This is a genomic window from Deinococcus deserti VCD115 (assembly GCF_000020685.1).
GTDB lineage: Bacteria > Deinococcota > Deinococci > Deinococcales > Deinococcaceae > Deinococcus > Deinococcus deserti.
Map to the genome: position 1 here is coordinate 2,741,662 of NC_012526.1, position 19,920 is coordinate 2,761,581.

Annotated in this window: 23 protein-coding genes; 11 read left to right on the plus strand and 12 right to left on the minus strand. The window is 65.5% G+C overall.

The window, feature by feature from the left end; translation table 11 throughout:
- The first annotated feature begins 199 nt into the window (after positions 1-199).
- Both DEIDE_RS13055 and DEIDE_RS13060 read left to right on the plus strand, forming a co-directional pair.
- Positions 200-859 (plus strand): SHOCT-like domain-containing protein, encoded by a 660-nt coding sequence (locus tag DEIDE_RS13055; RefSeq protein WP_012694437.1) that lies wholly within the window; start codon positions 200-202, stop codon positions 857-859.
- 53 nt (positions 860-912) lie between these two features.
- Positions 913-1,272 carry a DUF2089 domain-containing protein gene (locus tag DEIDE_RS13060; RefSeq protein WP_012694438.1) on the plus strand — a complete coding sequence of 120 codons (360 nt, stop codon included), beginning with the start codon at positions 913-915 and terminating at the stop codon, positions 1,270-1,272.
- A 7-nt stretch (positions 1,273-1,279) separates the two neighbouring features.
- Here DEIDE_RS13060 and DEIDE_RS13065 read toward each other — a convergent pair whose 3' ends face one another.
- Complete coding sequence (locus DEIDE_RS13065; protein ID WP_012694439.1) at positions 1,280-1,810, minus strand: GNAT family N-acetyltransferase; 531 nt, start codon at positions 1,808-1,810, stop codon at positions 1,280-1,282.
- A 118-nt stretch (positions 1,811-1,928) separates the two neighbouring features.
- On the opposite strand from DEIDE_RS13065, the gene DEIDE_RS13070 reads away from it, so the two are divergent.
- Positions 1,929-2,924 carry a serine hydrolase domain-containing protein gene (locus DEIDE_RS13070; RefSeq protein WP_012694440.1) on the plus strand — a complete coding sequence of 332 codons (996 nt, stop codon included), beginning with the start codon at positions 1,929-1,931 and terminating at the stop codon, positions 2,922-2,924.
- Positions 2,925-3,078: 154 nt separating this feature from the next.
- On the opposite strand, the gene DEIDE_RS13075 is transcribed toward DEIDE_RS13070, so the two are convergent.
- Positions 3,079-3,774 carry a Crp/Fnr family transcriptional regulator gene (locus DEIDE_RS13075; protein WP_041227649.1) on the minus strand — a complete coding sequence of 232 codons (696 nt, stop codon included), beginning with the start codon at positions 3,772-3,774 and terminating at the stop codon, positions 3,079-3,081.
- A gap of 192 nt (positions 3,775-3,966) precedes the next feature.
- Here DEIDE_RS13075 and DEIDE_RS13080 point away from each other — a divergent pair, with 192 nt between their 5' ends.
- On the plus strand, positions 3,967-5,802 hold the full coding sequence (locus DEIDE_RS13080; RefSeq protein ID WP_012694442.1) for an acyl-CoA dehydrogenase C-terminal domain-containing protein: 1,836 nt from the start codon (positions 3,967-3,969) through the stop codon (positions 5,800-5,802).
- A 64-nt stretch (positions 5,803-5,866) separates the two neighbouring features.
- On the opposite strand, the gene DEIDE_RS13085 is transcribed toward DEIDE_RS13080, so the two are convergent.
- On the minus strand, positions 5,867-6,496 hold the full coding sequence (locus DEIDE_RS13085) for a DsbA family protein (RefSeq protein WP_012694443.1): 630 nt from the start codon (positions 6,494-6,496) through the stop codon (positions 5,867-5,869).
- Positions 6,497-6,600: 104 nt separating this feature from the next.
- Here DEIDE_RS13085 and aguB point away from each other — a divergent pair, with 104 nt between their 5' ends.
- Positions 6,601-7,494: an N-carbamoylputrescine amidase gene (gene aguB, locus DEIDE_RS13090; protein WP_012694444.1), complete on the plus strand. Its 894-nt coding sequence runs from the start codon at positions 6,601-6,603 to the stop codon at positions 7,492-7,494.
- Positions 7,495-7,496: 2 nt separating this feature from the next.
- Here aguB and DEIDE_RS13095 read toward each other — a convergent pair whose 3' ends face one another.
- The gene (locus DEIDE_RS13095; protein ID WP_012694445.1) at positions 7,497-8,147 is read right to left on the minus strand and encodes a helix-turn-helix domain-containing protein; all 651 of its coding nucleotides are present in this window, start codon (positions 8,145-8,147) and stop codon (positions 7,497-7,499) included.
- An 80-nt stretch (positions 8,148-8,227) separates the two neighbouring features.
- On the opposite strand from DEIDE_RS13095, the gene DEIDE_RS13100 reads away from it, so the two are divergent.
- Positions 8,228-9,454: a cytochrome P450 gene (locus DEIDE_RS13100; RefSeq protein WP_012694446.1), complete on the plus strand. Its 1,227-nt coding sequence runs from the start codon at positions 8,228-8,230 to the stop codon at positions 9,452-9,454.
- Positions 9,455-9,520: 66 nt separating this feature from the next.
- On the opposite strand, the gene truA is transcribed toward DEIDE_RS13100, so the two are convergent.
- Positions 9,521-10,321: a tRNA pseudouridine(38-40) synthase TruA gene (truA, locus tag DEIDE_RS13105; protein ID WP_012694447.1), complete on the minus strand. Its 801-nt coding sequence runs from the start codon at positions 10,319-10,321 to the stop codon at positions 9,521-9,523.
- Positions 10,322-10,393: 72 nt separating this feature from the next.
- Here truA and DEIDE_RS13110 point away from each other — a divergent pair, with 72 nt between their 5' ends.
- Together DEIDE_RS13110 and DEIDE_RS13115 are read left to right on the plus strand one after the other, a co-directional pair.
- Positions 10,394-11,263, plus strand: coding sequence for a M23 family metallopeptidase (locus tag DEIDE_RS13110; RefSeq protein ID WP_242402923.1), 870 nt, complete (start codon positions 10,394-10,396; stop codon positions 11,261-11,263).
- A gap of 1 nt (position 11,264) precedes the next feature.
- Positions 11,265-11,534, plus strand: coding sequence for a hypothetical protein (locus DEIDE_RS13115; RefSeq protein ID WP_012694449.1), 270 nt, complete (start codon positions 11,265-11,267; stop codon positions 11,532-11,534).
- A gap of 179 nt (positions 11,535-11,713) precedes the next feature.
- Here the strand turns inward: DEIDE_RS13115 and surE are convergent, their stop codons facing one another.
- Complete coding sequence (gene surE / locus DEIDE_RS13120; RefSeq protein ID WP_012694450.1) at positions 11,714-12,505, minus strand: 5'/3'-nucleotidase SurE; 792 nt, start codon at positions 12,503-12,505, stop codon at positions 11,714-11,716.
- Between the two features lie 258 nt (positions 12,506-12,763).
- On the opposite strand from surE, the gene DEIDE_RS13125 reads away from it, so the two are divergent.
- Positions 12,764-12,982 carry a helix-turn-helix domain-containing protein gene (locus DEIDE_RS13125; protein WP_041227281.1) on the plus strand — a complete coding sequence of 73 codons (219 nt, stop codon included), beginning with the start codon at positions 12,764-12,766 and terminating at the stop codon, positions 12,980-12,982.
- Positions 12,983-13,322: 340 nt separating this feature from the next.
- Positions 13,323-14,201 carry a sulfurtransferase gene (locus tag DEIDE_RS13130; protein WP_012694453.1) on the plus strand — a complete coding sequence of 293 codons (879 nt, stop codon included), beginning with the start codon at positions 13,323-13,325 and terminating at the stop codon, positions 14,199-14,201.
- Between the two features lie 116 nt (positions 14,202-14,317).
- Here the strand turns inward: DEIDE_RS13130 and xseA are convergent, their stop codons facing one another.
- Both xseA and crcB read right to left on the minus strand, forming a co-directional pair.
- The gene (gene xseA, locus DEIDE_RS13135) at positions 14,318-15,526 is read right to left on the minus strand and encodes an exodeoxyribonuclease VII large subunit (protein WP_012694454.1); all 1,209 of its coding nucleotides are present in this window, start codon (positions 15,524-15,526) and stop codon (positions 14,318-14,320) included.
- Positions 15,523-15,900, minus strand: a complete 378-nt coding sequence (gene crcB / locus DEIDE_RS13140; RefSeq protein ID WP_041227651.1) for a fluoride efflux transporter CrcB — start codon at positions 15,898-15,900, stop codon at positions 15,523-15,525. The genes xseA and crcB overlap by 4 nt, the downstream gene beginning before the upstream one ends.
- A 39-nt stretch (positions 15,901-15,939) precedes the next feature.
- On the opposite strand from crcB, the gene DEIDE_RS13145 reads away from it, so the two are divergent.
- The gene (locus DEIDE_RS13145; RefSeq protein ID WP_041227652.1) at positions 15,940-16,860 is read left to right on the plus strand and encodes a magnesium transporter CorA family protein; all 921 of its coding nucleotides are present in this window, start codon (positions 15,940-15,942) and stop codon (positions 16,858-16,860) included.
- Here the strand turns inward: DEIDE_RS13145 and DEIDE_RS13150 are convergent.
- Genes DEIDE_RS13150 through DEIDE_RS13165 form a run of 4 tightly spaced genes read right to left on the minus strand, consistent with a single transcriptional unit; the run spans position 16,838 to position 19,751 of the window.
- A complete protein-coding gene (locus DEIDE_RS13150; protein WP_012694457.1) occupies positions 16,838-18,040 on the minus strand; it encodes a YbfB/YjiJ family MFS transporter in 1,203 nt (400 codons plus the stop codon). The genes DEIDE_RS13145 and DEIDE_RS13150 overlap by 23 nt on opposite strands.
- Before the next feature lie 4 nt (positions 18,041-18,044).
- Positions 18,045-18,542, minus strand: coding sequence for a dihydrofolate reductase (locus DEIDE_RS13155; RefSeq protein ID WP_012694458.1), 498 nt, complete (start codon positions 18,540-18,542; stop codon positions 18,045-18,047).
- Positions 18,532-18,960, minus strand: coding sequence for a dCMP deaminase family protein (locus DEIDE_RS13160; RefSeq protein ID WP_012694459.1), 429 nt, complete (start codon positions 18,958-18,960; stop codon positions 18,532-18,534). Before DEIDE_RS13160 ends, DEIDE_RS13155 begins: the two co-directional genes overlap by 11 nt.
- Positions 18,957-19,751 carry a thymidylate synthase gene (locus tag DEIDE_RS13165; RefSeq protein WP_012694460.1) on the minus strand — a complete coding sequence of 265 codons (795 nt, stop codon included), beginning with the start codon at positions 19,749-19,751 and terminating at the stop codon, positions 18,957-18,959. Before DEIDE_RS13165 ends, DEIDE_RS13160 begins: the two co-directional genes overlap by 4 nt.
- Positions 19,752-19,920: the final 169 nt, after the last annotated feature.

Sequence of the window (19,920 nt, forward strand, 5' to 3'; positions counted from 1 at the left end):
GTCTGTGGCAGCGTGTTCTGAACGTGCTGCACCCTTCTATGGATGCGGAACAGCTTCATGCCCGCCAGTCCTCACAGCGGGCCCTGCACCAGGAGTCCTGGAGGTGCACTCTACCCATCCTGCTGGGCGGCCAGCTTGCCTTCCTTCCAGGCACCATTCTGTTCCCTCACCAGAGCGCAGCAGACCAAGGAGGCCTGTCATGAAGGAGAAAGTCAAACGTATTCTGGAGCTGGTGCGCGCCGGGAAACTCAGCCTGGAGGACGCTGCGCCCCTGCTGGCTGCGCTCAACACCCGTCTGGCGCTGACCGACAGTGACCGCGAACTGGTCGCCTCCCTGCTGGCCCGTGAGGAGCTTGACGCAGGTCAGGTGGCCGATCACCTGCTGCTGCTGCGCGGTGTCAGAGACACGCCGCCCTCCCCACCCCCACCCCCACGTCCCCCACGGGTGGTAGTAGGCGGCCGGACGATGCCCGGCATGGACGGCTTTGTCGAGCGTCTGTCCGGTGGCCTGGACGGTCTGTTCGACCGCGTCACCGAGCAGGTCGAACGGTCGATCGAGGGCACCATGCCGCCCCGGCACCGGAACGAGCCGGCGCACAGTGGCCAGGCCCACGGCTCGGCGCGCATTCTGCGGGTACATGTCGAGTCCTCGGACGGCGACGAGTACTCGGCCAACCTGCCGGTCAGCCTGGCTCCTCATCTGCACAAGCTGATTCCGCCACACGGCCTGAGGGCCCTGGAAAAGGCGGGGTTGAGTCTGGAGGCACTGCAACTGCTGATCGAGGCTGATCCGCCTCCCGGTGACCTGATCAACGCCGAGGACTCGTCGGGCAACTCGGTCCGGATCACTCTCCGGTGAATCCTGGTTCCATAACCCCTTCAGGGGTAACCGGCCCAGCCCACCCCTAAAGTATGTTTATGCGCCACCTGCCTCTGCCTTTTCCTGACGAGACCGAATCGCCGCTGGTGACGGAACTCCGCTTTCCCACCAGTGGCGTCACGGTGCGCGGTGTCTTTGAGCTCAACGAGTTCGCGGTGCTGACGCCAGACAATCTGGAGTTCCTGAGGCTGTATATCCGGGTGCGCGGCAACCTTAAGGAAGTTGAGCGGGTACTGGGGGTCAGCTACCCCACGGTGCGGGCACGCTTCGATACCTTGCTGCGGGCCATCGGCTACGAACCCGAAATGGCCGATCCGCACGACGAGGTGCTGGAAAAGCTCGAACGCGGCGAAATCACCCCTGACGAGGCAGCCCGCAAGCTCAGGCGTTGAGCTGCTTTCAGTCCCTGACCAGGGCTCCGAGGTCGTCCCAGACCATCCGCCGTTCTCGCAGTTCACCGCCGGGAACGGCAACGGTCTTCTCACCTGCCGGACGCGCGCCCTGCCGGACATACCACTCGCGTGCCGGGTTCAGGTCCAGGACCCACAGGGCCAGCGAGTTGGCTCCCCCGGCGTGAAGCTCACGAGCCAGAGTCAGCAGAAGCTGGCGGCCCATTCCCTGGCCCTGCACCCGCCGGAGACTGTAAAGCGTATACAACTCTGCACTGACCTCCGGGTGATCATGGGGTGGGCCGCCTGACGTGAGCCCCACGACCTCCCCGGCCTGTTCCGCCACAAAAACCGGCTGACCGCTGAGACCGATCGTCTGGGCCCAGGTCGCCCTACGCCGTTCCCGTGCCGCCTCATCGGTCATTCGGCTCAAGAATTCATGGGGGATCAGACCAGGATAGGTTTCTGCCCAGCTTTCCGTATGCACGGCGGCTATGACGGAGGCATCCTCAGGGCGCGCAGGCTGGACGGCAAAGGTCATGATTCAGCCTAGAAGAAGACGCCCAGTGAGTCTGCCTGATCTGGCGATCTGGCAAGGGGCCGAGAACGATTCATCTGAGACAGCGGGCCAGGAGTGCACTGCTCTCACTCAGATTCGGATGCCCTGCATAGACCTGACCGACTGGATCGCCGCCCAGAAGCTCCCCGAGCCATTCAGCGGTGTCATTTCCCTGACGCGCCCGGGGATGCGCCTGGAAGGGTGCTTCGGACATGCCATCCGGGCCCTTGAGCTGCCCAATACCGCAGACACACGCTTCCAGATGGCGTCCGGGTGCAAGGTGTTCACGGCTGTGGCGGTGAGTCAGTTAATGGAACAGGGCAGGGTCACGGAGCACACCCGGCTGCTTGACTGCGTAGACGCCGATCTTCCCCACATCGACCCTCGCGTCACCCTACATCAGCGGCTCACGCACACCTCCGGGATGCCCGACTACTTCGACGAGGCAGTGATGCACGATTACGCGGACGTCTGGCGGGACCGGCCGATGTATCAGATTCAGCAGCCCAGGGACTTTCTGCCGCTGTTCAACCATCTGCCTATGGTGTTTTCGCCTGGCGAGCGCTTTGCCTACAACATTTCTGGCTTCATTCTCCTGGGGCTGGTGGTTGAAGCCCTCACCGGACAATCCTTCGCCAGTTATGTGCGTCAGCACGTCTTTACTCCTGCCGGAATGACGGATTCCGGATACTTCCGGGCAGACGACCTGCCTGACCGGACTGCCTACGCCTACCTCCAGCGCCCTGATGGCTCGTGGAGCACCAACATTTTCAGTGTGCCTGTCATGGGCGGACCGGATGGTGGGGCCTACACCACGGCTCCAGACATGGAACGCTTCTGGAAGGCCCTGTCGGATGGAACGCGGCTCAGCCCTGAATGGATCCTGCAGCTCAGAGTGGCGACCGGCAGAGACAGGCCGCACACCCATTACGGATACGGGGTGTGGATAGAAGAAAGCGGCAGCGAACGCGCTTTCTTCGTAGAGGGATCCGATCCGGGCGTGGTTTTGCGGTCCTGGTTCGTTCCTGATTCGCAGACCGTGCTGACCGTTATGGGCAACACCGGTGGCGCCGCATGGCACTTTTTGATCCCTTGAAGTCTGCGCTCCTCGAAGGCCACCTCGCTCAATCCTGAGCGCGGACGTATCCGTCATGAGGCGCAGAGATGGGGCGAGGTGACTCCTGCGCTCTTTTGATCAGAACCAGGGCCGCTGAGCCCCCACACACCTTCGCCAGCCTGCTGACCTGCGGTCAGTGGCTCTGTTCGAGGTACTGCTTCAGCGCGTCCATGCGCACGATGATGGGCGTGCGTGCCCGCACGATGGCGCCGTCCTGCTTGAGCTTGCCCAGGCTGTGGCTGACTGTCTCGCGGGTCGCGCCGACCATCCGGGCAATGTCTTCCTGGTTGAGCTTCAGGGCCAGTTCCACGCCCTGCGCGTGCGGCCGGCCGAACTCGCGTGCCAGCCGGTAGAGCAGGCTGGCAACGCGCTCGGGAGCACTGTAGGCGCTAACGGCAGCGGACCAGGACTGGGCCTCGAACAGCCGGGCAGCCATCAGCCGGATCAGCTTCATGGCCAGTTCAGGCTTGCTGTTGAGGAGTTTTTGCAGTTCATTGCGTGGCAGCACGATCAGGGTGGTGCGCTCCAGGGCTTCGGCCTGGGTGGGCCGACGCTCCTCAGCCTGCAGCAGCAGTTCACCAAAGGTGTCGTGCTGACCGATGACGCCCAGGATGGCTTCCTTGCCATTGGGAAACAGCTTGCTGATCTTGATCAGGCCGCTGCGCACGAAGTACAGCGCGTCTGCCGGATCATCCATGCGGTAGATCACTTCCCCGGGCTGGTAGGAACGGTAGGGGGTGGTGGCAGCGACCTGTTCCAGTTCGGCAAGTTCAAGGTCAGCGAACAGCTCCGTACGCTTGAGATGCCAAACCAGACTTGGGTAATTCATGATCCTGTACACCATACCCGAAAACCCTGTGTTCAGCCGGTTGCGCAGGCCAATGTGGACGGACAGTGAGGCCACCGGAGTCCAGAGAAACCAGTACGTGACTTTCGTTCGTACAAGTTTTATACTCGGTCTAACCAACAGACCCGGGTCTCCTCCTGCCGCAGGCGGAACCCGCCTAAGGAGGATGGACCGATGCCCACCTACAAAGCCCCACTGCGCGACATGAAATTCATCATGAACGAACTGCTCGACGCGCCCGCCCAGCTCTCGCAGATGCCCTTCTACACCACCAATGAGACCGCCGACGCCGACCTGATGACCCAGGTGCTGGAAGAAGCGGCCCGTTTCGTTGAAACCGAACTGGTGCCCTTGAACCGGGTCGGCGATCAGGAAGGCTGCACGCGTGACGAACAGGGCAACGTGACCACCCCCACCGGCTTCAAGGCTGCCTACCGGAAATACCGCGAGGCCGGCTGGACTGCCCTGGACGCTGACCCTGCCTATGGCGGGCAGGGCATGCCGCACCTGGTCAGCAACATGCTGGTCGAAATGATGTGCAGTGCCAACGTCGCCTGGAGCATGTATCCGGGACTGTCGCACGGCGCCTACAGCGCCCTGCACGCGGTAGGCAGCGACGAGCTCAAGAATCTGTACCTGCCCAAGATCGTCTCGGGCGAGTGGACGGGCACCATGTGCCTGACCGAGCCCCACGCCGGTACCGACCTGGGCATGATCCGCACCAGGGCCACCGACAACGGTGACGGCAGCTATAGCGTCACCGGGACCAAGATCTTCATCAGTGCCGGCGAGCACGACATGGCCGACAACATCGTCCACCTGGTGCTGGCCCGCCTGGAAGGCAGCCCCGAAGGCACCAAGGGCATCTCGCTGTTTGTGGTCCCCAAGTTCGTCCCCAGCGCAGAGGGCGGCGTCGGTGAACGCAACGGCGTGGTCTGCGGCTCTCTGGAGCACAAGATGGGCATCCACGGCAACGCCACCGCCGTGCTGAACTTCGACGGCGCCAAGGGCTGGCTGGTCGGCGAAGTCAACAAAGGCATGAACCACATGTTCATCATGATGAACGCCGCACGACTGGGCACCGGTCTGCAGGGCCTGGGCCTGGGCGAAGGTGCCTACCAGAACGCGCTGGTGTACGCCAAGGACCGCATCCAGATGCGCCACACGCCGCGCGTGAGCAGCGAGCCGGCCGACCCCATCATCGTGCACCCTGACGTGCGCCGCATGCTGCTGACCGGCAAGGCCTACACCGAAGCCGGGCGCGCCCTGGCCATGTGGCTGGCCCTGAGCATCGACACCGAGCATCACCACCCCGACGAGGCCAGGCGCAAGGAAGCCGCCGATCTGGTCGCGCTGCTGACCCCCATCGCCAAGGCTTTCATGACCGACAACGGCTTCCATGTAGCGGTTCAGAGCCAGCAGATCTACGGCGGACACGGCTACATCCAGGAATGGGGCATGGAGCAGTTTGTGCGTGACGCCCGCATCGGGCAGATCTACGAGGGCACCAACGGCATCCAGGCGCTGGACCTGCTCGGCCGTAAGGTCCTGATGGACGGCGGCAAGAAGCTGCAGAAGCTGGCCGGCACCCTGCAGGAATTCGCCGAAGCTCACGAGGACGACGAGCACATCGGTGAATACGTCAACCAGCTGGGCAAGGCGGCGCAGCAGCTGGGCAGCCTGACCATGGTAATCGGGCAGAAGGCCATGGGCGGTGAAGGCGGCGCCGACGAGGTGAACGCCGCAGCCGTGGACTACCTGCGGTACTTCGGTCACGTGGTCTACGGTTACCTGTGGGCCCGCATGGCCAAGACTGCCCAGGAGAAGATCGACGCTGGTGCCGACCGCGACGGCTTCTATCTGGCCAAGGTGCAGACCGCCCGCTTCTACTTCGCCAAGCTGTTTCCCGAGACCAAGACGCTGGCTGCGACCATCAAGGCCGGCAACGAGCCTCTGGCTGTGGATGACCAGGCTGTCTTCGGCTGGGAAGCGGCCCTCGCGCTCGCCTGAAGCGAACTCCAGACAAAAGCGCCCCCGACAATCAGTCGGGGGCGCTTCTCTTGGACGGCTGCGCTCAGCGCGTCATCCTGCGGGTGCGTTTAATGGTGCCGATGCCTGCTTCGGACTGCAGGACGTCCCGGTACAGCTGCCAGCGCTCGCGCGCCACCTGCGGGTCCCGGGTCAGGTGGTCAAAACGGTAGTACGCCGCGTGACCGTCTGGCAGCACAAACGTAGGCGTGCCGAACACGCCCAGCCGGTGGGCTTCGCTCAGGTCGGTCCGGAGGCCCTCCCGCAGACCAGTCTCATCTGCGCGGTCGGCTGCCCAGCGGCCGCTGTCCAGACCTGCTGTCTGGGCGGCCTGGGTCAGTGCGGCCTCGTCCAGCGGCTGCCCGTCCTCGTGACGGATGCGCAGCAGCGCCAGAGAGAACGCCCAGGCGGCCTCCTCTCCCTGACGGGCCGCCGCACCCGCCGCCAGAAATGCCGCGAGGCTGCTCTGCTGCGAGACCGTCCCCTCCCCCGGCGGCTGGTCGGTCAGCCACCAGCGGGGCTCCGGCTGGCCGGCATTGTCTGCGTGATTGCCCTGGACCAGGGAAAAGTGCCGCAGCCGGAAGGTCTCGCCTTCAGCGCGCAGCGCATTGACCAGTTCCAGGCCCCGCCACGCATAGGGACAAATAAAGTCAAAAAAGAGATCGGTTGAAGTCATCCGGCGACCCTACCACGGGAGTTCTGAAGTCCTACGGGTAGGTAAAGCTCACATGGCGACCCGGCCCAGCATTTACGGAGGCCGGGTCCGGTACCCTTTTCGTCATGAGCCGTACTCCTGACACCGTGAAGCTGGCCGCCGTGCAGATGCACGTGACCGATCAGCTCGAAGACAACGTGGCCCGCGCCGAGGCGCACGTGCGCGACGCTGCAAGGCAGGGTGCGCAGGTGGTGCTGCTTCCGGAGCTGTTCGAGAACCTGTACTTCTGCCAGGTGGAGCGTGAGGATTACTTCGGGCTGGCCCATCCCATCGAGGGCCACCCCTTTATCGGCCGCTTTCAGAATCTGGCGCAGGAGCTCGGCGTGGTGCTGCCGCTGTCGTACTTCGAGGCCGCCGGGCAGGCGCACTACAACTCGCTGGTGTGCATCGACGCGGACGGCTCTCTGCTGGGCAACTACCGCAAGACCCACATCCCCGACGGTCCCGGCTACGAGGAAAAGTATTACTTCAACCCGGGCGACACCGGCTTCAAGATCTGGCCGACGCGCTACGGCCGGGTGGGCGTGGGGATCTGCTGGGACCAGTGGTACCCCGAGACCGCCCGCGTGATGATGCTGCAGGGCGCCGACTTCCTGCTGTACCCCACCGCTATCGGCAGTGAGCCGGCCGAGGTCGAGACCCCCAACAGCCACCACATGTGGCAGCGGGCCATGGTGGGCCACGCGGTCAGCAACTCCACGTACGTGGGTGCGGCCAACCGGATCGGCACCGAGCGGGTTGGTGACCTGGAACAGACCTACTATGGGCATACCTTCGTCAGCGACTACACCGGCGAGATCGTGGCCGAACTGGGCGAGCAGGAAGAAGGCGCGCTGGTGCACGACCTCCACCTGGCTGAAGCGAAAAAGTTCCGCGCCGGCATGGGATTTTTCCGGGACCGCCGCCCTGAGCTGTACGGCGCCCTGCTGACCACCGACGGTGTCACCCGCCGGGGCTGAATTCAGGATTCCGGCAGGTCCGGCGCGAGGTTAAACCGGTACAGATACCGTTCCGGGCCGCCTCGTCTGGCATAGCGCGCTCGTAACTCGTGCAGCTCCCGCTGCAGGGCTTTGGCGTCCTCCCTGGTCAGCTGCAGGTGCCCCCAGTCCACGGTCAGCGCCGGGCCCGTCTCCTTCAGTAGGTCTGCCAGGTCAAAGGCCTCGGCACGGGGAGTGATATCAAAACTCACCTCTTCGCCGGTGCGGTACAGCCGCAGGGCAATGTCTTGCTCGCGCTGCACCAGCTTCACGCCAGCGTGCACCACCGCGTGGTGAAAACGGGTCTGGAAGGTGCCCTCGTGCAGAGAGATCAGATCTTCCAGACTCCCCAGAGCTGTCAGGTGGTAGGGAATCAGAAACGCGTCAGAGACAGCGCGGTAATGGCGCACCGGGCGGCCGCGCCTGGGTTCCAGGCGTGTCTCGGCGACCAGGCCCGCCGTCACCAGCCGGCGCACCCGGCGGTGCGTGGCATTGACCGGCCGCCCACAGGCAGCGGCCAGAGGTGCCACGCTCCATTCGCACCGCATCAGGTGCTGCAGGACCAGGGTGTACTCGGGCGACAGGCACAGTTGCGCGGCAAACGGGTCGCGGACGTGCAGCCAGACGCGGGACATATCAGGCAGCGTACCGCGCCCCTGCCGTCTACTCGACATCAGGTCTTGAGGCTCGAGTAGACCGCAGGGCACGCTGAGTCATGACCACACCAGTTCCGCAGCAGGCTCCGGCACATCTGGCCATCCAGGCCCTGTGGCACCCGGAGGCCGTGCACAACCCGTACCCCGGCTATGAGCGGGTCCGGGCACTGTCCCATGAGGGCCTGTTGCCTGTCCCGGAGTGGAACGCGACCTTCGTGACCGGCCACGCGGCCACCAGCACCCTGCTGCGCTCCCCGGCGGCCCGCAGCGGAGGCATGGTTGCCCAGGCTCCCGGGGACACTGAGGCGATGCGGCTGCTCAAGCCCATGATGCTGTTCCACGACGGCGCAGGGCATGCACGCCTGCGGGGGCTGGTGCAGGCGGCCTTTACGCCCCGGGTGGTGACCGAACAGCGCGAGCTGGTCCGTGCGCTGCTGGGAGAGCTGCTCGGCGCCCTGCCGCGCGAGGCCGAAACCGATCTGGTGGCAGGTCTGGCCGCACCGCTGCCCGCACGCGTCATCATGCACATGCTGGGCCTGCACGGCGACGACGAGGCCCGCTTTATCCGCTGGACCCAGAGCGTGGCCGACCTGCTGGGTGGCGCCGACCAGAGCGCGGAACTGATGGCGAGAATCGAGGCCGACGCCCGTGAGATGCGCCAGTACTTCCGCGGGCTGGCCGATGAGCTGCGCGCCTCACCGCGCCCGGGGCTGCTGAGTGCCCTGGCAGCCGCCCAGGACGGCGGCGAGCGCCTGAGCAGCGACGAGCTGCTGTCCAATGCGGTGCTGCTGCTGGCCGCCGGTCACGAGACCACCAGCAACCTCATTCCGGGTGGTCTGCTCGAGCTCTCGCGCCAGCCTGAAGCCTGGGCCGCCCTGGTCATGCAGCCGGACCACCCCAACGTTGCAGACGAACTGCTGCGCGTGGTGTCACCGGTGCAGTACGACGGCCGGTCCCTGGCGGAACCTGTGACCCTTCAGAACGTGCGCCTGCCAGCAGGCAGCCACGCCCAGCTGCTCCTGGGGGCTGCCAACCGTGACCCGCAGGTCTTCCCGGAGCCGGACCGTATCCGCTGGGACCGGTCCAACAGCGCCCGCCATCTGGCGTTCGCCGCCGGTGCCCATTACTGCCTGGGCGCCAGCCTGGCCCGACTGGAAATCCGCGAGACCTTCGCGGCCCTGGCCACCCGCTTTCCCAATCTCACCGTGACAGACCAGGCCCCGCCTTTCAAAGCCAACCCGGTGCTGCGCGGGGTCACCCGGTTGAATGTTCGTCTCAGCGGGTAAATCATGTGGGGGCCAGTGTCCCTTCCTATTACTGAATCTTTACCCAGGCTGCGCCTGCCCTGGGTTTCAGGCACCTTCTGGCACCGGGTAGCTCGCTCCGGTGAAATACAGGCCATACGCCGGCACGTTCGCTCCTGCCTGCGAACGCTGCCGGTGCGCGAGCACGTCACGAACCGCCAGCGGCTCCAGCTTGCCCTGGCCGCACAGCAGCAGCGTTCCGACCAGCCCACGCACCATATGGCGCAGAAAGCTCTCTCCAGTCACCTGGACCTCCCAGACTGGCCCTTCCGGCACCACCCGCAGGACACGCAGTTCGCGCACCGTCTGCCGGTCCTCCTGTGTGGCGAAGGCAGCGAAATCATGTGTGCCGGTCAGGTAGGTGGCCGCAGCGTTCATGGCCCCGGCGTCAAGGGCGCCCGGCAGGTGCAGTGCCCGGCCATGCCACAGGGGATGGCGCTGTGAGCTGACCAGCAGCCGGTAAACATACCTCCGCTCGGTGCAGGAAAAGCGCGCATGAAACCCGGCCGGGGCATCAAAGGCTTCCAGCACCGATACGCTGGGCGGCAGCCAGGCGTTCAGGGCGCGTGCCAGTTTTGGCGCCGGCACCCGGAAGCCGCCGGGGACATCGACATGCACCGGCATGGCTTCAGCGTGCACGCCCGCGTCGGTGCGGCCGGCCGCCACCGGCCGGAACGCCCCGGACCCCAGCCGCCCGAACGCCGCGTGCAACGTGTCCTGGACACTGGGCGCGTTGGGCTGGGATTGCCAGCCGGCGTAGGGCCCACCGTCCCAGGCCAGGGTCAGCCGTAATCGCCGGTATCCCGCAGGCGGGCGGAAGTCAGGCCGGGCGTCGGGCAGGGGGTCCATCGGAGGCAGGGTAGCGCGGCCAGCGCCAGGCGTTCATCCGGCAGGCCAAAGCCGCACTTATGCTGAGCGTACGTGACTGCTCTGCTGCCCCCTCGCCTCCTGCGCCCCCCGGCGCGGGTTCTGTTGATGGCCGCCCTGTGTACCTCGCTGCTGACTGGCGCAGCCGAGGGTGCCACCGTCTACCGCGTGAAACCGGGTGACACCCTCAGCGCCATTGCCGTGCGCGCCGGCGTGAGCATGGCGAGCATAAAGGCCGTCAACCCTTCGCTGCGCAATACCGATCGCCTTCAGCTGGGGCATGCCCTGCGGCTTCCCAACCGGCAGGTGGCCGCCCGCACCCATACCGTGAAAGGAGGCCAGAACCTCACGGTTATTGCCCGCAAATACGGCCTGAGTCTGTCGCAGCTGCTGCGGGCCAATCCGAAGTACGCCGGGGGCCAGCCGCTGTGGGCCGGCGCGAAGCTCACCATTCCGGCCCGCCGGGTCGCGGCGCGCACGACCGGTGCGACGGTGCGCACCGCCAGTGTGCGCGTCAGCAGCTCGCCCGCTGCTGGCGGAACCTGGCTGTGGCCGGTGGCGGGCTACCACAATGTCAGCAGCGGCTTCGGAGAGCGCACCCTGGAAGGGAAGCACGAAACCCATTACGGCATCGATATCGTGGCGCCTGAAGGAACCCTGGTCCGCGCCGCGCGCTCAGGCCGGGTCCTGGAGTCGCGGCCGGATTTCGAGCGCGGCTGGGGCTGGACAGTTGTTGTCGAGCATCCGGACGGCTGGATCACCCGCTACGCGCATCTCAGCGCCAACCTGGTTCGCGCCGGCGAATTGGTAACGCGCGGTCAGCCGGTGGGCCGGGTCGGTAATACAGGGCGAAGCACGGGCCCGCACCTACATTACGGGACGTACCTGCGCTGGAACCCCCACGACCCCATGAGTCTGTACTGAGGTGCCTGATCCGGCTGCTACTCAGCCTGTCCAGATCGGGCCTACTCAGATCTGGTATGTCGAAGCGCGGGGAAAAGACGCCCTGAGCAGCCTGCGCGCCTTTCTGCACACACTGCAGGATCAGCCTGGTCTGCTGGGTGCCGACCTGCTGATCAGCCCAGCCCAGCCAGACCTGGCCCTGATCGCCAGCCGCTGGTCGGCTGTTCCTCCCGAGATGACGTTGCCATCTGGAGCTAGAGGCTGGGTCTTTGAAGTTGTAGCCAGCTGCTGACCAAGCTCCTGGCAGTCAGAGGAACACACAGAGGTATGGGGTGATGGGGAGCAGCCCACTGACTGCTCCCCATCACCCGTTCAGGCCACACGGGCCCACTGCTTTGACATAAGGGCACAGGATGCTGGATCAGTGGGTGCGCCGCACACGGGGTCAGAAATAGCCAAGGCGCTGCCAGATCAGTCGGTCTGCATTTCCAGGGCAGGCACGTAACCGCTGACCTCATCCAGCAGGTCCCGCGCCGTCAGGTCCAGGCGGACCGGCGTCACACTGATGTATCCCGCCTGAACAGCGCCGTAGTCAGTCTGCTCGTCGTGGGCATCGCGGGCGCGGCTGGTTCCGGCAACCCAGTGGTACTCGCGGCCTTCGGGGTCCTCACGGGTCACGATGGTGTCCTCCCAGCGGTGCTCACCGACACGCGTTACGCGCACACCCTTAGGGACGCCGTGAGGAAAATTCACGTTCAGCAGCACACGTGGGGGCAGACCCCGGGCCAGCACCTGCTGAGCGAGACGTACTGCGTAAGCGGCCGAAGCCTCGAAGTCATACTCGCCGGAAGGCGCGGCCTGCTGGCTGAAGGCGATGCTTGGCAGGCCCAGCGCCAGCCCCTCGATGGCGGCCGCGACGGTCCCGCTGTGGGTCAGGTCATCCCCAAGGTTGGGGCCGATGTTGATCCCACTGACAATCAGGTCCGGGGTGCCCAGCAGGTGCACGCCCATCACCACACAGTCAGTCGGCGTGCCGTCCACCCGGTAGGCCGGAATGTCCCCGAACCCTGCTGAGGCCGTGTGCTTGAAGCGCAGCGGGCGCCGGATGGTAATGCCGTGCCCCACCGCTGACTGTTCCACGTCCGGCGCCACCACCACCACATCCGCAATCTGCGCCATTGCCTGACCCAGAGCCTTGATTCCAGGTGAGAACACGCCGTCGTCGTTGGCTACCAACACCTTTTTTTTATTCGTTGCGGTCATTCGCCTCACTCTAATGGGGTCCGGGCAGCGGGGGTGACAGCAATCTCCACGACATCTTGTGAAAAAGATGGGGTGGCTGGACGCTGACATCAGCTTGCGCGTCAGCATCCCCGCTATTGCCTTGAAGTACCTGGCTCCTGGAGGAGTTCATCAGTCGTCCAAACGGCTCATTCGTGAGCATCGTCAAGCTCGCAGAAGAAAGCCGGATGCGGTGCCTGGATGAATGACGGGTCAACCAGCAGCGCCTACTGTGTTCGTATGGACGATGCACGCTGGTTTGTCAGGGATCACTACGAGTACCTCACCGGTGAACTCCTGCCAGACTCTGGCGGCGTCACGGCCGTATACACGTTTCTTCAGCGGGAAGGTGGTGCCACCCGGCAGCACTTGCTGGAGGAACTGGACCTACACGAACGAACCATCGACCGCAGCCTTCAGGTTCTCGTCGCGCGGGGCGTCATCGAAGCCCGGGACTGAATGCTGCTCTTCAACGCCCGCACGGCAGGCTTCTGAGAGTTCCGACATCTTCTCATTGCAGCTGGCCAAGGGAGTGCAGAGCAGCGAATCACCGGGCCATGACTTCATGACAAGGATTGTTCTCCAGGGTGCAGTCTCTGGGACGACAGCCAGTCCCGTTGAAGCTTTTTCTGGCCGCCATGATCGCTTGACTTGCCCGACCAACTCACGCATCACCTTGACGAATACCGCATAAGGCGCTATCTTTTTTTCATCACCGCCCGAGAGGCGGCTTTTTTATTGCCTGTTACATGGTCTGATACACCGCCCTGTACGCTCAGTGCCGGTGTACGCTTCGGGCATGACTGCTGCCCCGCCAGGTTCCCCACTGACCCGCGCTGACTGGCTGGTTGCCCACCTGAACGACTCCCGCGTGCGGGTGCTGGACTGCCGGTATGCCCTGAGTGATCCGCTGCTGGGGCGCATCGCCTACCTGGAAGGCCATGTGCCCGGCGCCGTCTACGCAGATCTGGAAACGGACCTGAGTGGCCCAGTGCAGCCCGGCGGCACAGGCGGGCGGCATCCTCTGCCGGCCCCCGAGGTGCTTGCGGCGTGGTTGGGACAGGCAGGGATTGGCAACGACAGCGTGGTGGTTTGTTATGACGATCCCTCTGGCGGCCAGGGCTTTTATGCCGCGCGCGCGTGGTGGCTGCTGCGCTGGCTGGGTCACCGGGAAGTCAGCGTGCTGGATGGCGGCTGGCCCGCTTATCTGGCTGCTGGCGGTCCGGTGAGCACTGAAGACCCCACGCACCCTCCTGCCCGCTTCATCCCTGAGGTTCAGGCTGACTTCGTGGCCAGCGCCGACGAGGTGGCTGCGCGTGACCGCGCCACACTGCTGATCGACTCGCGCGCCGCATCACGGTACCGCGGAGAGACAGAGCCTCTGGACCGCAAGGCCGGCCATATTCCTGGCGCGGTGAACCGCGATTGGAGCGGCGCACTGCACCCTGATGGCACGTTCCGTTCCGCAGGAGAACAGGCCAGCCGGCTCCAGGCGGGAGAACAGGCCACCATCACCTACTGCGGCAGCGGGGTGAGTGCCACGCCGAATCTGCTGGCCCGCGAACTGGCCGGCATACCGCTTGGGCCGCACAACCGCCTGTATGCCGGCTCCTGGAGTGACTGGGTCAGCGATGACAGCCGGCCAGTGGCTACCGGAGATGAGGACTCCGGAGCGTGAGCAGGCTCCTACACAGATTGAAAGCAAGCAGTGAACCTGCCCGGGGCTTTCCTCCCGCCTTCTCGCGTAGTACCGCTCAGCTTCCAGATATCAATCTCTGAGCCGTTTCTCCAGGCTTACCCTTCCCTGGACCGCACCTGCACCGCGCCGTCGTGAAATTCCAGCGTGAGATCCTGGGCTTCTCCTACCTGTGCGGCGCGCGTGACCGGCTGCCCGTCCGCGTCGCGCACCAGCGCGTAACCCCGGGCCAGCGTGCGGGCGGGCGTGAGGCCCAGGGCCTGCCGCATCAGGGCGTCGGTCTGGGCCTGGGCGTGATCGGTGGCCCGGCGCGCAGCCTGTACGGCCCGGTCCACCGCCCACGTCGCACCTGCGTCAGCGTCCAGCAGCAGTTGAGTGGCGTGGGCGCGGATAGTCCGGGCGTCCTCCTGGGCCTGCGCAGCCGCCTGCACCACCGTGCGAACAATCAGGGCAGCGGCCTTGCTGGGAGTGTCGGTGCGAATCGACGCCACCTCGTCGGGCAGGGTGTCGTCGCGGGCGTGACCCAGACCAGTGATCACCGGCGCCGGAAAGGTGGCCAGGGCGCGCGCAAAGTCCAGGTCATTGAGCCACGCCAGGTCCGTCACGGCGCCGCCGCCCCGGATCACGACCAGGGCGTCCAGAGGTTCCTGGACATGCATACTCCGCGCCTGTTCCACGGCGCGGGTCAGGCTGGCTGAGGCTTCACGGCCCTGGAAAGTGGCTTCCAGATATTCGAACCGAACCAGTCCGGCGGCCTCCAGCGCGTCTGCTTCCCGGCGGAAATCACCCAGTCCGGCTGCCTCCACCGGGGCAATCACCGCCACCCGGGTGAAATCGGAGGGGGCCGGCAGCAGGCGGTTGAGCCCATAGACCCCTTCAAGCAACAGGGCCTGCCGCAGGGCGCCGAGTTTCAGCGCCGCGTCCCCCAGCGTAAATTCCGGAGCAATGTCAATCACATTCAGCGAAAACCCGTACTGGGCATGAAATTCAGCCGTACAGAACAGCAATACCTTCACCCCGGCAGTCAGGGTTCCACCGGTGGCTTTTCGGAACTTGCCTTCCAGACTGAAGCGCTCACGGGCCCAGATGGTGGCGCGGCACCTGGCCACCTCCACACCGTCTTCAAGCTGCACCAGATCCAGGTACAGGTGACGGCGGTCGGTCACGCTGACCAGTTCGGCGCGTACCCACACGCCGCCCGGTACTCCCCGCGCAATGACCTGTCCGACGTAGGTCAGCACGTCGGCCAGTTCCAGAAACTGCTCGGGGGGGCGGGCCGTATCCTTCTTGCGTTTGCGACCGGTCATGGGGCGCCTCCCAGCCGGTCTCCAAGAAGCCGGCCAGCCACAGCCGCCAGCACACCCAGGCTCACGCTCAGGATGACGTACAGCAGGGCCAGCGCTCCTAACCCCCGCGCCGTCAGGCTATCGAGTTCCACGCTGAAGGTACTGAAGGTGGTGAAGGCCCCGAGAAACCCCGTGCCGAAGGCCAGACGGGCTGCTTCAGGCCACACCCCCCGGCCCACCAGCGCTACCGTCAGGCCCAGCAGAAACGAGCCCACCACGTTGATCAGCAGGGTCGGCACCGGAAAGCCCGAGCGTACCAGCGGTGCCAGACCCAGCATCACGCCGTAGCGGGCCGCCGCCCCCAGTGCTCCGCCCAGCATCACCCACAGCCACATGCCCACGCTGCACAGCATAGGCGACGTAGCATGGGCGGCATGATCCGCGCACGCCTGTTGGCCAACGGCCAGGAATTTGACTGGCAGGGACAGACCAGCGGCATATGGGTGGACGCGCAGGCCGCGACCGACACCGAACTGGCCCAGTTGCGAGCGGCCTTTCCCCTGAACCGGCTGGCCCTGGAGGACGTGCTGGAGGTAGGCCACTGGAGCCGCGCCGAGCAGTACCCGGAACATGCCTTTATTACCGTTCGCAGCTACGCGCGCCCCGATACCGACGACGAATTCACTGAGCGCCTCAGCATTTTCGTCTTCAGCGACGCCGTACTGACCCTGAGCAGCCACGGGACACTGGCCCTGGCGCAGGTCTGGCCGATGGCCAACGGCCGGGAGGCCCTCAACAGCCCGCATGAGGTGACCTACGAACTACTTGACCATACAGCGGACACCTTTTTTACTCTGGCCGATACGCTTGAGGCGCAGGTCGACAAGCTGGAGGAACGGGTCTTCCGGAACGAACAGAAAAATCCGGTGGCCGACGTGTTCGAGCTCAAACACCTGATCACGCAGGCCCGCCGGCTGGCCAATGAAGCCCGCGAGGCCACAGTCCTGCTGAGCCGGTACGCCACGGCCACACCCGCCGATCTAGTGCGTTACCGCGACGTGCAGGACAGCTTCACACGGGCAGTCAACCGCTTTGAGGGTCTGCGCGAATACCTGACCAGCCTGCTTGACCTGCACCTGAGCTTACAAAGCCAGCGGATGAACGAGGTGATGCGGACGCTGACGGCCGTCAGCGTGATTTTTCTGCCTCTGACCTTTCTGGCAGGAGTCTGGGGCATGAACTTCGAGCACATGCCGGAGTTGCGCAGCCCCTTCGGCTATGCGTTTGCCTGGAGCAGCTTTCTGCTGATCGGCGGACTGCTTGCGGCGTACTTCAAACGTCGTGGGTGGTGGTAGGCGCCTGCGCCGGTTGTCCCAGCGCCAGGCCTGCGCCGAGCAGCAGTACTGCTGCGCTGAGAGCCAGCCCAAGCCGCAGGCCACCCGCACTGTCCGCGGCCAGGCCGGTCAGCAGCGGTCCGGCCACCTGCCCCAGGGCAAAAACACTGGTGAATACAGCGATGCCCCGCGCCCAGGCGTACTCCGGCAGGGCGCGCCGGGTGATCACGGTGGTGAAGGTCACCACGGCCAGGAAGCTCAGTCCGAACAGCACGGCCGACAGCAGCAGTGCAGCCGGATATGGCGCGATCAGCGGCAAGGCTGCACCGGCACAGAGCAGCAGCATCAGCAGGCTCATGGCCCGCGCCCCGGCGGCGCGCGTCATCAGTGGGCCCCACACGAACGGGTTGATCATCACGCACACGCCCAGCAGCGTCCAAAAGGGCGTGACCAGAGCCTCTGCGCCCAGCGAGCGCAGGAACGCCACGATGAAGGTCATGTAGGCGATGTACCCCACTCCGAAGCAGGCGTAGGCGGCCAGGGTGAACCCGAGTGGCTGCAGGGAGGTGGGTCCCTCGCCTTCCGGCAGGGCGGGTGCCCGGTCTGGCAGGCGCCTCAGGGCACGTAGGGTCAGCGCCAGACACAGCAGGGATGTGGCTCCCAGGGCCACCCATGCTCCGCGCCAGCCACCCGTCAGCAGCGGGGGCAGCAGCAACGCCGACAGCACAATGCCTATGCCGGCCCCGCCGTAGAACACTCCCAGCAGTCGGGCGCTGTGTTCCGGATGAGCGCGCGCGGCCAGCGCCGCGAGCCCGCCCCCGCTGACGAACACCCAGGCACCCCCGAGACCGGCCAGCAGCCGCCAGAGCAGCAGCGCTCCGCTGGCGGAGGTCAGGGCGCAGGCCAGCAGCGACACCGCCGTGAGCAGCATGCCCGCCACAAAGGTGCGCCGCAGCCCGACGCGGCCCGAAAGCCAGCCGGCGCTCAGGGCACCCAGCAGGTAACCCAGCGCGTTGACCGCGTTCATGCTGCCCGATAGGGTGAAACTCCAGTTCAGGTCAGCGCGCATGACCGGCAGCAGCAGGGCGTAGGCAAAGCGGGCGAATCCCAGCGCCACTGCGCCGCCCAGCGACAGCGCCAGCATGTCCAGCAGCGCCCGGGTTGCCCCGGATGTCTGCCCCCTGCCTGCCTGCGGCGTCAAGCGCTCAGCTCCGGCGGATCAGGGTGCGGAAAGTCAGGTCGTAGCGGTTCTTCTCGTCGGCGGGGCGCTCACGTTCAGCCGTGACTTCCCACTGGCCGCTCAGCTCAGGAAAGAAAGTGTCGCCTTCCAGGCTGGTATGAATCAGGGTCATCTCCACGCGCGTGAGCTGCTCCAGGTACAGGCGGTAGATCTCCTCACCACCCAGGATGGCGATCTCGGGAGCATCTCCAGCAGCGTCAAGGGCTTCCTGCGGCGTATGCACCACCTGACACCCGGGCGCCTGAAAGCCGCGATTGCGGGTCAGCACGATGTTGGTGCGCCCCGGCAGCGCCTGCCCCAGCGAGTCGTACACCTTGCGGCCCATGATGTTCGGCTTGCCCACGCTGAGCCGCCGGAAGTGCGCCAGGTCGGCCGGCAGGTGCCAGGGCATGCCGCCATCTTTGCCGATCACACGGTTTTCGGTCATGGCGACGATGGCAACCAGCTCCGGCTTAACCGACATGCTGCACCTCGATTCCTGCGGAACGCAGAATCTCTGCCCCGCTGGGCAGGCCCGACTGCACGCGGCTGGTCTCGCTGTACGGCGAGGCAAAGGCCACCCGGCCCACCCGGCGTGAATTGACAATCAGGCGGGCGCAGGTGGCGCAGGGCTCGTGGGTGACGTACAGGGTGTGTCCCTCGCCGTTCCAGTTGGCGGCCAGCAGGGCGTTGACCTCTGCGTGAATAAACCCGCTGTGCCCCTGATCCAGACTCTCGCGCTCGTTGGGTTCGCCAGCGGCGCGGCCGTTGTACCCCACACCCACCACCCGGTGATGCCGGTCCAGGATGCACGCGCCCACCTGCACCTTCGAGTCCGCGCTGCGGGAAGCCCACAGCCGCGCGGTGGCCAGCCCCAGATCGTCGAAGCTTGGACGCGTCACACCGCCACCGGGGCCTTGATTCCGGGGTGCGGATCGTAGCCTTCCAGGGTGAAGTCCTCAAAGCGGAAGCCGTCGAGCTCACGCACGTCCGGATTCAGGCGCATGACTGGCAGCGTCCTGGGCTCACGGGTGAGCTGCTTGCGCGCCTGCTCCAGGTGGTTGGTGTACAGGTGGCAGTCGCCTCCCGTCCAGATGAACTCGCCGGGCTTCAGGCCCGTGACCTGCGCGACCATCAGGGTCAGCAGGGCGTAGGAAGCGATATTGAACGGTACCCCCAGGAAAATGTCGGCGCTGCGCTGGTACAGCTGGCAGCTCAGGCGGCCGTCGGCCACGTAAAACTGGAAAAAGGCGTGGCAGGGCGGCAGGGCCATCTGCTCGATCTCCCCGACATTCCAGGCGCTCACGATCAGCCGGCGTGAATCGGGGGTACGGCGGATCTGCTCCACCACCTGGGCAATCTGGTCAATGTGGCGTCCGTCCGGCGTGGGCCAGCTGCGCCACTGCACGCCGTAGACTGGGCCCAGTTCTCCGTCAGGGTCGGCCCATTCGTCCCAGATGGTCACCCCGTGCTCACGCAGGTAGGCGACATTGCTGCTGCCCTGCAAAAACCACAGCAGCTCGTGAATGATCGACTTCAGGTGGGTGCGCTTGGTGGTGACCAGCGGGAAACCCTCCTGGAGGTCAAAGCGCATCTGGTGTCCGAAGACCGACAGGGTGCCGGTTCCGGTGCGGTCTGTTTTCTCGGTGCCGTGCTCCAGCACGTGCCGCATGAAGTCGAGGTACTGCTGCATGAATGTCAGCCTACTTCCTGGGAAGGCGGGTCTGCATGGGACCGTCCAATGGCGCGGATCTGAGAGGCGGGAGCGGCGCCTCAGGACCACCTTTGAGAGGTTTTCCGTGCAGCGTTGATGGACACTTCCGGCTCCGTTCCCTCCCCCGTGACAGGAGCGCCCCTTTAGA